The organism is Luteococcus sediminum (assembly GCF_054783495.1).
Genome location: NZ_BAAGQL010000022.1, coordinates 210,962 through 222,441 on the forward strand (window position 1 = coordinate 210,962; position 11,480 = coordinate 222,441).

The window sequence follows — 11,480 nt, forward strand, 5'->3', positions numbered from 1 at the left end:
AAACCTTCTCGGGGAGTGGCCGGTCGGCGCGTCCAGCAGGGCCGGCAGCTGGACGGGGGGAGCTCACGGGGCGGGTTCCCGGCATCGGCGGAACCCTCCGTGGCGGGGCGGTCACAGCGGAGTGCACCGCGCCGTGTGGAGGCTCAGAACAGGCGCGGTCCCTCCAACTGCGCATGCAGTGCCCCGATGGTGCCGGACATCGGACCCGACAGGGAGTTCGGGTGGGCGCCCAGGGCCAGCAACAGCCCGAGGACCTGTTCCACGTCGAGGCGCACCTCGGGATGCTCGCGCGAGATGTCCAGCCAGATGCCGCCCTGGCGTCCCCCACGGCCGTGCAGGGGGATTCCCGCAGCACGGATCTGCTCGATGTCACGCTCCATGGTGCGCAACGAGACGCCGATCCGTTCGGCCAGCTCGTCGGCCTGGATGGGGCGGCCCCGTTCGTCGAGCAGCTCGGAGATGACGCGCAGGTGGCGGGCCAGCTGGCGCGAGACGGTGCGGTCGTCGGCGGCCGCCATGACCCGGGGCTGGGGTGCGCGGGGACGAGGCGTGTTCATCCCCTCAGTCTCCCGCCGTGGGGCCCGGGCGTCCAAGCCGGGTCTCCGGACGCTCCATCCCCCGGATTCGCCCGTGGCGTAGGCAACCACCCCTCGAGGGGGACGCCCCGACGGACCGGCCTGCCTAGGGTAGGGGCCATGAAGGCACTCACATGGCAGGGAATCGAGGACGTCCAGGTGCGCGAGGTGGCCGATCCGGTCATCCAGGAGCCCACTGATGCGATCGTGCGCGTCACGTCCACCGCGATCTGTGGCTCCGACCTCCACCTCTACAAGGTGCTCGCCCCGTACCTGACACCCGGCGACGTGCTGGGCCACGAATTCATGGGCATCGTCGAAGAGGTCGGCAGCGGGGTGCAGAATCTCGCGGTCGGCGACCGGGTCGTCGTGCCCTTCACCATCTCCTGCGGCCACTGCTGGATGTGCCGGCGCGGCCTGTTCGCGCAGTGCGAGACCACCCAGAATGTCGACCAGGGCATGGGCGCCAGCCTGTTCGGCTACACCAGCCTCTATGGGCGCGTGCCCGGCGGCCAGGCCGAGATGGTCAGGGTGCCGCACGCCGACTTCGGACCCGTCAAGGTTCCCCACGACGGTCACCCCGACGAGCGCTACCTCTACCTGTCCGACATCCTGCCCACCGCCTGGCAGGGTGTGGTCTACGCCGACGTCCCCGAGGGCGGCACGCTGGCCGTGGTCGGGCTCGGCCCGGTGGGCCAGCTGGCGGTGCGCAGCGCCCTGCATCGCGGCGTGAAGCAGGTGATCGGCATCGACCTGGTGCCCGAGCGGCTGGCCAAGGCCGAGCAGGCTGGTGCCGTGGTCATCAACTCCGCGCAGACCAAGGACGTCGTCGCCGCTGTGAAGGACCTCACCGACGGGCGCGGCGCCGACAGCGTGCTCGACGCGGTCGGCATGGAGGCCCACGGCAATCCCGTCTCGGAGAAGATCGTCACCGCGACCAGCCACCTGCCGGGCCCGGCGGCCCGCCTCGCCTTCGAGAAGGTCGGCATCGACCGTCTGGCCGCGCTGCACCTGAGCCTGGAGCTGGCTCGTCGTGGCGGCACCGTCTCGATCAGCGGCGTCTACGGCGGAGCCGCCGACCCGATGCCGCTGCTGCAGATGTTTGACAAGGGCCTCACCCTGCGGATGGGCCAGTGCCACGTGCAGCGCTGGACCGATGAGCTCTTCGAGATCGCCAACCAGGCCGAGGACGTGCTGGGGCTGGAGTCGCTGGCCACCCACCACCTGCCGCTGGACCAGGCGGCCGAGGCCTACAAGACCTTCCAGACCAAGTCCGACGGCTGCCTGAAGGTGGTCCTCAAGCCCTGAGTCGTTGAGGAGCGCGGATGGGGCCGGCGCTGGTGCGGGTGCCGGCCCTCAGCGGTCGAGCTCGACGGTGCAGGCCGGCAGCCAACGCTGCACCAAGGGGCCGATGCCGATGGCGAAGACCACTGTCGCCACCCCCACCGTGCCGCCGAGCAGCCAGCCGATCGCCAGCACCGACACCTCGATGCCGGTGCGGATGGGGCCGACGCCCCGGCCGGTGATCCGCGCCAGCGCCGTCATCAGGCCGTCGCGCGGCCCCGGGCCAAGCTGGGCGCCGATGTAGAGAGCCCCGCCCAGGGCATTGATGGCGATGCCTGCCAGCAGCATCGCCCAGCCGGCCGGTGAAGCGTCAGGTGTCGGGGCAGCATCGCCAAGGTGGCGTCCATGGCGAGTTCGATCACGACGATGTTGAGCACCGTTCCCAGCCCCGGCCACTCCCGCAGCGGGATCCACAGCAGCAGCACCACGGCTCCGGTGACGATCGCCACGGTGCCGATGCTCAATGGCACGTGGCGGCTGATCCCCTGGTGCAGCACGTCCCAGGGAGCCAGCCCCAGTCCGCTACGCAGCAGGATCGCCGTCGAGGAGCCGAAGAGCCACAGCCCCACCATCAGCTGGACGATGCGTCGCCCCATCCGGCCGGCTCGCAGCTGCTCGGCGGGCGAGAGGTTCGTCAGCCCGCGGGTGGTGGCGGGCGGTGTGCTGGGACCATGGGGCGGGGTGGACGGCATCGCACCATCCTGCACCTTGCGGGCCGCACTGCGGCCATGGTCCCACAGGCCCCGCCTGGCCGGTCTCAGGCCCGTACGACCAGACGGTCGCCGTCGGTGGTGACCTGTGCGCGTGCCAGCGGCTCCTTGGCTGGCCCGTGCAGCACGGAGCCGTCGGTGGTGGAGAAGACGCTGTCATGGCAGACGCACACGATGCCCCGCTCGTCGAACTCGCTCACCTGGCAGCCCGCGTGGGTGCAATGGGCGTCGAAGGCCTCGAAATGACCCGCCTCGGGCTGGGTGACCACCAGTCCCTGCTCGTGCAGCACCAGCCCCTTGCCGACGGGGACGTCGGCCGCCGCCACCTCGGTTGCCGGGCCCCTCGTGCCACAGCCGCTGGCCGTGACGGCCGCCGCCACCGACAGCCCGCCCAGGCGCAGCGCCCCGCGACGGCTCAGGCTGCCCGCCAGCCCCAGCTTCGCCTTGCGGCCCCGGGAGGTCATTCGCCACTCCCGTAGGGCACTTCCTTGGGGGCGGTGCGGGCCAGCCCCTCGCGGATGTCCACCAGGCGCTTGGCATGTTCCTGCAGGTGGATGTCCTCCAGCAGACGCGGGTTCCAGGAGCGCACATAGGTCTTGTGGCGCCCGTCGGGATCCAGCCCCACCAACACCATCAGGCAGTGTGTGGTCAGCTCCATCTCGCGCTTCATCGGGTCGCCCGAGCGCACATGCACACTGACGTGCATCGAGGAGTGCCCGGTGTGGATCAGGCGCGCCTGCACCTCCACCAGGTGTCCGATCTGGATGGGGCGGTAGAAGCGCACACCGCCGGCGAAGACCGCGATCACCGGGTCCTGGTGCCAGGTCTCGCCCACCAGGTTCGCCGCCTCGTCGATCCACTCCATCACGATGCCGCCGTGCACCTTGCCGCCCCAGTTCACGTCACCGGGCTTGGCCAGGAATCGCAGCGTGGTCTGCAGCGCCTCGGTCTTGTCGGTGTAGACCTGCTCGGCCATGTCCTTCTCGATCAGCTTGCGGCCCTCGATGCGACGGATCGCCACCTGCTGCTGCTCGCGCTCCCAGTCGTCGTGGGCCTCGAAGGTGGGCACCTCCACCGACTTCCCGTGGCCGTCGGTGGCCACGAAGATGATCAGGCACTGGCAGGTGACCTCGAGTTCGCCGGTGCGGGGGTTGCCGGAGCTGACGGTGCACACGATGTGCATCGACGAACGTCCGGTGTGCACCATGCGGGCCTGCACCTCGACGAGCTCGCCGACGTGCACGGGCCGCTTGAAGCGCACATTGCCCACATAGGCGGTGACGCAGTAGCGCCCGCTCCACGCCACGGCCTGGGCATAGCCCGCCTTGTCGATCCAGGCCAGCACCGTCCCACCCTCGACATGGCCCTTCTGGTTGCCCTCCATGGGGGCGGCGAGGAAGCGAAGAGTGGTGTGGTGTTGGGTGCCTGGCATGGATGGTCCTTGGTCGTCGATGACGCACCAATTGTGAGCGATATCACAGTGGCAGGGCAAATGGGAACCAGTCATCGAAACGGCCGCGGAGCTGGATCTCAATGCTCGCAGGCAATCCCGTCCCTGTCGGCGTCAAGCTCCTTGGCATTGAGCTGGTAGGCCTTCTGGTTCACGGTGGCCTGGCTGGGCTTCAGGGTGCGTCCCTTGGAGACGACCTTGTTCTTGGTGGAGGCCTCGGCGCGCACGCCGTAGCGGTAGGCCTTGTTGAGGGCCTTGCAGTTTGCGTACCTCACGGGGGTGGGTGCCTTGGCTGCCTCGGCCTGGGGGGCGGGCACCATGCCGGCCGTGGCCAGCAGTGCAAGGACGGCGAGGCGGGCAGCGGACTTGGTCATCGGGGGATCTCCTTGGTCATGTGTACAAGGAAAAGCCAGGGCTACGCGGAGCCCTTCCGGCCGCAGGGCACGGGTGCTTCAGCCGATCCCCAGCCGCCGCGCCACCTCGTCACCGCCGATGGCCCACACCACGTCGGGATCGCCCACCACGACCAGCTGGTCGGTGGCGCGGGAGAGTCCCACGTAGAGCATCTCCGCGGCCCGGTCGCGGTCGGCCTCGACGTTGACGCACAGCACCACGGCCCGTCGCTCCATCCCCTTGAAGCCCAGCACGTGGCCGTAGAAGACGTCCTCGTCATCCCAGAAGCCCTGCCAGTAGCCCTCGTGTCCCAGCCGCTGCTGGCGCTCCACCTGCACCGGGTGGCGACGGCCCATCGTCAGCAGCGCGATGTCGTGGGCGAACCAGCCCTCGTCGAAGAGCGCCTCCACCTGGTCGTCGGCAGTGGTCACGGCCTCGTCGAGGGCGCAGGCGATGAAGCGGACCTGGGCGCCGGGCTCCCCACGGGGACGCATCGGCGGGGCGAGGGGCGCGAAGGCCTCGGCAATCTGGCGGGTGTTGCGCAGGTTCTCGTCGAGCAGCAGCGGCACCAGCGCCACCGGCGGGCGTCCCTGGCGGTCGAAGACCCGCTGCCGCTCGTCGGAGAAGACGTGGAGCCCGCCATGGTCGGGCTCGCGCAGTGCCAGCAGCAGCGGCTGCCACCAGTCGGTGGCGAAGTCCTGCCCCTCGTCGACCACGACCGCATCGAAGCGCTGCGACTCGGGCACGGTGAGCGCAGCCTCCGCCATCAGCGCTGGGAGCTCCCGCTCCCAGAAGTGCGAGGGCTCGTCGCCCCGGATCTGCAGCCCCCATCGGCGCCCCAGCTCCTCGAAGGTGCCGACGAAGGCGGGTTGGCGGCTGCGCGAGCCGACGCACAGCTCGCGCCGCAGATGGTGGGCCAGGCCGTGGGAGTAGCAGACCACCGCCACCCGGCGTCGCTGGCGGTCGATGCGGCCGCTGGCCAAGTCGCTGGCCTGCTGGATGGCCAGCTGCGTCTTGCCCGAGCCGGCGCCACCGCGGACCTCCACCCGGTGCAGCAGGCGGGTGGCGCGCAGCAGCAGCGCCTGCTGGGTCGTCATCCGGTTGGCGCGTTGCTCGCGCTCCTCGGCCAGCTCTCCAACGGCGCGGGGCGGCAGGCCGCGGCCGGTGAGGATCTCCTCCACCAGGTCGATGTCGTCGCGGGTCGGCACCCGGGCGTCGGTACGGTGACGCCAGGTGGTCTCCCAGACCCGCTCTCCCAGACGGTCCAGATCGCCGCGCCCGGTGACCATCCAGCGGGGGCAGCCGGGCAGCGCGAAGTCGGCGGCCAGGCAGGTTCCGGCCAGCACCACGTGGTGGCCCCACCGGATGCGTCCACGGCTGCCCCAGCGGGGATCGGACTCGACATAGTGGCGCAGCGCGTAGGCCGCGTCACGGGCCTGGTCGACGGGGTGGACCACCTGGTCGGTGCCGTCGCGGCGGATGCGCCAGTTCCCGCCATCGTGCCAGACGTGGCTGCCCTTGGTCTCCACCACGACGATGCCGGAGTTGGGCATCAGCACCACCAGGTCTGCCTCGTGGTCCTTGGCCTGGTCACTGACGCGCACGCCGGCGAGCACGAGGCTGTCCTGGTCGAACTGGGCCATCATCCGCTCGTGCACCGCCTTCTCGGAAGGGGTGACGAAGTCGGGCTGGGCTGAGGGGGTGCGCGCTGGCATGGGGAGAACTCCATCTGGTCTGGCCCCGAGCCGTCCGATCAGACTAGCCAGATCTGAGCTCGACAAGGAACGTACGACACTGGCGGACACCCTGTCTTCAGGGTGGACACACGTCCCAGTGCGACTGCTCCGGTCTTCACAGGTCCGAGGTGGAAGCGGGCTCCTCGACGGTGGACGCCTCACGGGATTCGGCAGGCAGCGGCAGCACCAGCCGCGTGGAGTCCTCGTCGACGACGGCAATGCCCCTGGCCGGGAAGGGGGGTCGCCCATCAGGGCCAGCAGTCGGGCGGCCCCGGCCAGCGACTGCGGCGGGTCATCGGGGCTGGCGGCGCCATCGGCCTCCGCGGCGAGCAGGGGGAGCGCCTCCTCGGTGACCCGGTGGGACCACGAGTCGTCCAGGTGGGCGGCCTGCTGGGCGCGGGCAGACAGGGCATTGAGCCGGCGCGCGCTGGTGGCGACGTGGGCCGCCTCTACCGCCTGGCGGCGCACGATCGCCAGCACTAGCACGATGATGGCCACCTCGCCGGCGCCGGTGGTGACGGTGCTGGCGAGGCTCGCCAACTGGCGGGGACCGGGGAAGAAGACCACCAGGCCCAGGGGCTGCACCGCGGTCCAGACGATGGTCAGCAGGGTCCCGACCCTCACCGTCGAGGCCAGCACCGTCAGGTGGATCAGGCAGGAGACCACCCAGGCGAGCCACAGGTGGTAGGGCTCATGGGTGTCTGCGGGGGCCAGAGCCAGGTTCCAACCCCAGGCGACCACGGACAGGAACACCAGGACGGCCACCAGCAACCGGCTGAGCGGCCCCTGCACCATCCGCAGCGTGCCGTGGAAGCCGACCGCGGCGCACAGCAGGCCCAGCGGCAGGGGGAGCGGGTCTCGTCCAGGTGCGTGCCGGCCAGCACCGCAGTGGACAGCGCGGTGAGCAGGCCGGCCCGACGGCGTGCAGCAGGGCCCGGCGGGTGCGGTCGTCCGGGCTGGCATGCCAGGCGGTGGCGCGGGCTGGAGTGGCGCCGCGGCCACTCGGGCACCAGGCCGGTGCCGTCGTGGGCGAGTGCCCCGCCCACTTCGTCGAGCACCTCCTGGGCCGGGCTGCCGGCCTGCACCAGGTGGGCCGTCTGGCTGCGGGGGCTGTCGACGACCACCCGTACCCCGCCGTCGCGGGGCAGCACCACGACCGTCGGCTGGGTTGCGGGGCGCCGGCGGGCCAGGGACCGGGTGATGCGGTGCACCGCCTCGGCCAGGGCGGCGGCCACGGGGTGGGGCAGGGGGGTCGACGCACCACCTTCGACGGTGACCCGCAGCCCGGGCGCGAGCACGTCCTCGAGCCACCACAGCAGTTGCTGGCTGCGCCTGGCCGACAGGCCAGCGACGGCCACCCGGCAGTCCTCGACGGTCGCTGCAGGGGTGCTCGAGCTCGACTGGCGCCCCAGCCCGTGCAGGGCGTGCAGCACGTGGTCGTGCAGCAGCCGGCTGGTCTCCCCCGGCGCTGGTTCTGTTCGCGCGTCTGCATTGCCGTCACCTGGGCCTGCGCGCGCGAGCGGCTCACCTTGTCGCGTGGGGCGGCGATCAGCAGCAGCGCGTCGACGAAGAGGGTTGCCTGCAGGATCGGTTGGGCGATCCAGACCAGGTCGATTGCCGAGCGCCAGTCGTCCAGGGGGACCATCAGGCTCTGCAGCAGGCAGTCGGCCGCAACCAGACCGGCCGCGTGGGCGATGTACTGCCGGCGGGGCAGGGTGGCCATGGCCAGCTCCATCAGCGAGACGCTCCAGTAGCCCGGGCCCACCCACCGGGTCCGAGCTGCCGTGGCGCAGCAGCATCAGCCAGAAGCCGGCCATCGCCAGTGCTGCGAGCACCCAAGGCAACCAGGGCGCCGCGCGGCGGCGCAGGAGGGCCAGTCCGCAGATGGCCTTGCTGGCGGCCAGCAGGACCAGCCCGGGGCAGGGGCCCGGCTCGGTGGTGGCCAGGTGCCAGGACATGGGGCAAGGCTCATCACGACGCTGAGCGTCAGTACCGCCAGTCCCAGGACGCGCAGGGCGGAGTGCGTGTCGTCGCGGCTTCCTGTGGCGCGCGGCATCGGTGGGGGCATGGAGGGCCTTGATGCTGGTCCTGGACTGGGGTGGCCGAGGGCTGGTCCGGGTCAGCTGGTGCCGACATGTTTGCTCTCGGAATCTCCAGCATGGCAGACCTGTGACTGCGGAGTCGCCCGATGTTTGTCCGGCAGGTGAGGGACCGTCGATTCCGAGTCTGATGGCTGTCATGGTCAACGGTCCTTGTCCCCTGATCGTGGGAAAAACAGTGCGGTGTGTGACAGACCCAGGTTGTGGCTCACACGTGCATGGCCGCCGTGTCGGTGATGTCGGACCCGGTATGCGCAGACGTGCTGGAGGGAACCGGCACCCGCAGCAACGGCGCAGGGGACGGGCCCAGCAACAGCTCGTCTCGCAGGCTGCTGTCCATCAGCCACGCCGTCTCGCGCACCGAGGGCTCCGCCGGGTCCAGCCCGCCCGTGGCCATCCGCAGCCGTGAGGCACGTTGCAGCGCACCGCTGGCCTGCTCTGCGACGGTGCGCACCGAGAGCAGCACCAGCAGGGTGACCGCGATGTCGCCGGCCCCGGCCGTCAGCAACGAGGACAGCTCCCACAGCAGCCCCGGGTCCCGGTAGCGCAGCAGCATCATGGTGGCCTGCAACAGCATCCAGCCCGAGGCCACCACGGTCCCCAGGTTCAGGCTCAGCGAGAGCACCATCAGGTGCACCAGCGTCGAGGAGATCCAGGCCATCCACAGCGCGTAGTCGATGCGGGGTGACTGGGGCACCAGCCACAGGTTCACGGCCCAGCCCAGCACCGCCGCGGCGCACAGGGTGGCGAACAGCATCCGGTTCATCGGGGAGCGCCGCAGCACCCTCATGGCCTGCAGCCCCAGCAGGACGGACACGAGGCCAGCCATCAGGGCCAGCGCCGGACTGGCGCTGCGCGGCGCCATCAGCAAGGTCATCACCAGCCCCGCCGCCAGACCGGGCAGGGCGGTGCGCACCAGCAGGGGGCGGCTCAGGTCGTCGGGCGCGACGGTCCACGCCCGGCGGGGGTCCTCCGGTCCGGCGTGCGGCCAGGTGAGCACCACACTGGTGCCCTGGCCGGGGCTGGTGTGCATGACGGCCGCGCCGCCGGCATCGGTCATCCGGCGCCCGATGGAGCCCAGAACCCCCAGCCGGTCGGCGGGGATCGTCGAGGGGTCGAAACCGCAGCCGTCGTCGGCCACCACGACCCGCACCCCCACGTCCATCTCCTCGACGACCACCCGGGCCGTGTGGGCATGGGCGTGGCTGGCGACATTCGACAGGGCCTCGCGCTCGACTGCCCCTGCCCGGTCCGGGAGAGGGCGTGCAGGGCAGTCCAGGCCATCGGCACACGGCCGCGCGGCAGCCAGAAGAAGGGGAGGCAGAGCAGTTGGTTGGCCACCAGCATCACCAGGCCCGGCGTGGTCGCGGGTGCGGCGGCGTGCACTTCGACGACGAAGGGCACGGTCTCGGTGAGCAGCACCAGGGTGAAGACCGCCAGGCCCAGCAGGTGCAGCCCGGCCAGCAGGCCGGCGCGCGGCACGATCTGGGCGGGGGATGCGACGGACATGTACCTGCTCGGTGGTCGGGGGGCGCCGGCGGAGGAAGGCGGTTGGTGGTTCAGCAACATGAAGCTCGTCATGCCCCCTTGGGGCAGGCCCCTCCGGACGCGCCAATGAAAGCCATCCGACAGTCTCGGCATGGTCCACCGCCGCTGGGTGGGTACTGCAGGAGGGTTCGACGGGGGTTGCGGTGGTGGCCACCGCCTTCCAGGGCACCAAGACCACCACCCGCACCATGCTGCCCGTGATCGAGGGTCCCAGGGCCGGCAGGAAATCGAGGCCCGCCGGTCCCCGGTGAGAGGATTCGGTGTGCTGGTGACAACTAGGCTGGGCGCCATGGATCCAGAACTTCAGCACCTGCTCGCCGATGCCCTCACCTGGGCCGAGGGGCGGGGCCGGGTGCTCGATGTCGAGCTCTTGCAGCTCCTGCTGGACCTGCACCTGGAGTTCGACGGGCTCGGTGACGCGCAGTGGCCGCCCTGCTCGGCCGAGCACTTGGTGGCGGAGCTCCTGCCCGCCCGGGGGCCGGTGGAGCTGCCGGCCGGTGACGACGTGGTGGCCACCCTGGACAGCTACTGGCGCTTCCTGCGCTCCACCGGGCGGATGGCCTCGGGCTCGGCGAGTCCTGCCGCGCTGCGCCAGGAGGCCCGCGGGGCCCGGGCCCGGCTGCGGCGTGCCGGTGAGCAGCAACTGGCGGCCCGCCGGGCGCTCCAGTCGGTCGTCCAGGAGGAGCGGCGCCAGGCCAGCCCCGCGCCCGCCGCGGCCAGCGTCGCCCACTTCCGTTCCAGCGCCCTGTGGCGACGGCTGGGGCTGCTGCTGGACTGGGTGCGCCAGGGCCAGGAGCATCGTCGGCCGGTCGACGCCGAGCATGAGCTGGAGGTCGACCTGGTGCGCGATCTCTACCAGGCTGCAGGGCTGGATGAGTGGACCGGACGCCACCTGGCACTCTCCCTGGAGAAGGAAGGGGCCGAGGGGCTGGGGCGCGGCGCGCGGTGGAGCCTCGAGCCCTGGCACGAGGACTGGCAGGAGCAGGCCGACTGCCTGGCTGTCGACCGGCTGTGGTGGGTGGCGCTGCGCAGCGGACTGCTAGCGGTGCGCGACGCCCGGGCCGAGGTGGTTTTCGTCGAGCCCGAGGATGTCCAGGGCTGGCGCCTGCTGGCGGTCGACGTGGCCGCCTCCCTGGTCGAGTGGGCCAGCTTCCAGGTCAGCATCGACGGGCTCGAGATGGTGCTGGTGCGCGTTGCGGGCCCCGGGGGCGAACCGCGCACCGTCACCGAGCTGGTCCAGGAGTGGGTGGAGCTGGTGCAGCTGGACCTGGAGGAGCTGGGCATCGACCCCAGCCCCGGGGCCGAGGGCGAACCAGGCCTGCTCGACGATGCCGGCGGGGACCTGGTGCAGGCGCTGGCGCTCTTCGACGATGCCGGCCTGTGGATGCGCTCGACGCGGCTGTCCGGCACCGAGCTCGGCTGGGACCTGCTGCTGCGGATGCGCCAGGAGGACGAGCAGGCCCAGGAGGTGCTCGGCTGAGGCGTCGGCTGCGCAGGAGCTGGTGATCGCCCGGCCTCTAGGGAGCAGCTGTTCTGCTGTTGGCGTACCGGGCCGGTACAGACGGGCTGGACCACACCCTGCGGGGTACATTCTGCGGGACTGGCGGGGGCTGGTGAAACCCGTC

At 71.2% G+C, this 11,480-nt stretch carries 11 protein-coding genes; 2 read left to right on the forward strand and 9 right to left on the reverse strand.

Going from position 1 to position 11,480, the window contains the following annotated elements:
• Window positions 1-143: 143 nt before the first annotated feature.
• A complete protein-coding gene (locus ACYVKA_RS13370) occupies window positions 144-557 on the reverse strand; it encodes an HTH domain-containing protein (RefSeq protein ID WP_394276871.1) in 414 nt (137 codons plus the stop codon).
• Window positions 558-695: 138 nt separating this feature from the next.
• On the opposite strand from ACYVKA_RS13370, the gene ACYVKA_RS13375 reads away from it, so the two are divergent.
• Window positions 696-1,883 carry a zinc-dependent alcohol dehydrogenase gene (locus ACYVKA_RS13375; protein WP_460706130.1) on the forward strand — a complete coding sequence of 396 codons (1,188 nt, stop codon included), beginning with the start codon at window positions 696-698 and terminating at the stop codon, window positions 1,881-1,883.
• 48 nt (window positions 1,884-1,931) lie between these two features.
• Here ACYVKA_RS13375 and ACYVKA_RS13380 read toward each other — a convergent pair whose 3' ends face one another.
• From ACYVKA_RS13380 to ACYVKA_RS13415, 8 genes are all read right to left on the reverse strand, one after another.
• Entirely contained in the window at window positions 1,932-2,120 is a 189-nt protein-coding gene (locus tag ACYVKA_RS13380) for a hypothetical protein (protein ID WP_460706132.1), read from the reverse strand.
• The gene (locus ACYVKA_RS13385; protein WP_460706134.1) at window positions 2,120-2,611 is read right to left on the reverse strand and encodes a YczE/YyaS/YitT family protein; all 492 of its coding nucleotides are present in this window, start codon (window positions 2,609-2,611) and stop codon (window positions 2,120-2,122) included. Before ACYVKA_RS13385 ends, ACYVKA_RS13380 begins: the two co-directional genes overlap by 1 nt.
• A gap of 65 nt (window positions 2,612-2,676) precedes the next feature.
• The gene (locus tag ACYVKA_RS13390) at window positions 2,677-3,093 is read right to left on the reverse strand and encodes a QcrA and Rieske domain-containing protein (protein WP_460706136.1); all 417 of its coding nucleotides are present in this window, start codon (window positions 3,091-3,093) and stop codon (window positions 2,677-2,679) included.
• Entirely contained in the window at window positions 3,090-4,061 is a 972-nt protein-coding gene (locus ACYVKA_RS13395) for an acyl-CoA thioesterase (RefSeq protein WP_394276867.1), read from the reverse strand. Before ACYVKA_RS13395 ends, ACYVKA_RS13390 begins: the two co-directional genes overlap by 4 nt.
• Window positions 4,062-4,159: 98 nt before the next feature.
• Complete coding sequence (locus ACYVKA_RS13400; RefSeq protein WP_460706138.1) at window positions 4,160-4,453, reverse strand: excalibur calcium-binding domain-containing protein; 294 nt, start codon at window positions 4,451-4,453, stop codon at window positions 4,160-4,162.
• Window positions 4,454-4,531: 78 nt separating this feature from the next.
• Entirely contained in the window at window positions 4,532-6,973 is a 2,442-nt protein-coding gene (locus ACYVKA_RS13405; protein ID WP_460706140.1) for a nuclease-related domain-containing DEAD/DEAH box helicase, read from the reverse strand.
• Window positions 6,859-8,166 carry a hypothetical protein gene (locus tag ACYVKA_RS13410; protein ID WP_460706142.1) on the reverse strand — a complete coding sequence of 436 codons (1,308 nt, stop codon included), beginning with the start codon at window positions 8,164-8,166 and terminating at the stop codon, window positions 6,859-6,861. Before ACYVKA_RS13410 ends, ACYVKA_RS13405 begins: the two co-directional genes overlap by 115 nt.
• Before the next feature lie 349 nt (window positions 8,167-8,515).
• Window positions 8,516-10,045 carry a sensor histidine kinase gene (locus tag ACYVKA_RS13415; protein ID WP_460706144.1) on the reverse strand — a complete coding sequence of 510 codons (1,530 nt, stop codon included), beginning with the start codon at window positions 10,043-10,045 and terminating at the stop codon, window positions 8,516-8,518.
• Window positions 10,046-10,144: 99 nt separating this feature from the next.
• Here ACYVKA_RS13415 and ACYVKA_RS13420 point away from each other — a divergent pair, with 99 nt between their 5' ends.
• Entirely contained in the window at window positions 10,145-11,335 is a 1,191-nt protein-coding gene (locus ACYVKA_RS13420; protein ID WP_460706146.1) for a hypothetical protein, read from the forward strand.
• The last annotated feature ends 145 nt before the right edge of the window (window positions 11,336-11,480 follow it).

Coding starts and splice junctions, on each gene's coding strand:
- ACYVKA_RS13370 (WP_394276871.1), bottom strand. CDS start 557: ATGAACACGCCTCGTCCCCGCGCACCCCAGCCCCGGGTCATGGCGGCC.
- ACYVKA_RS13375 (WP_460706130.1), top strand. CDS start 696: ATGAAGGCACTCACATGGCAGGGAATCGAGGACGTCCAGGTGCGCGAG.
- ACYVKA_RS13380 (WP_460706132.1), bottom strand. CDS start 2,120: ATGACGGCGCTGGCGCGGATCACCGGCCGGGGCGTCGGCCCCATCCGC.
- ACYVKA_RS13385 (WP_460706134.1), bottom strand. CDS start 2,611: ATGCCGTCCACCCCGCCCCATGGTCCCAGCACACCGCCCGCCACCACC.
- ACYVKA_RS13390 (WP_460706136.1), bottom strand. CDS start 3,093: ATGACCTCCCGGGGCCGCAAGGCGAAGCTGGGGCTGGCGGGCAGCCTG.
- ACYVKA_RS13395 (WP_394276867.1), bottom strand. CDS start 4,061: ATGCCAGGCACCCAACACCACACCACTCTTCGCTTCCTCGCCGCCCCC.
- ACYVKA_RS13400 (WP_460706138.1), bottom strand. CDS start 4,453: ATGACCAAGTCCGCTGCCCGCCTCGCCGTCCTTGCACTGCTGGCCACG.
- ACYVKA_RS13410 (WP_460706142.1), bottom strand. CDS start 8,166: ATGTCCTGGCACCTGGCCACCACCGAGCCGGGCCCCTGCCCCGGGCTG.
- ACYVKA_RS13415 (WP_460706144.1), bottom strand. CDS start 10,045: ATGGTGCGGGTGGTGGTCTTGGTGCCCTGGAAGGCGGTGGCCACCACC.
- ACYVKA_RS13420 (WP_460706146.1), top strand. CDS start 10,145: ATGGATCCAGAACTTCAGCACCTGCTCGCCGATGCCCTCACCTGGGCC.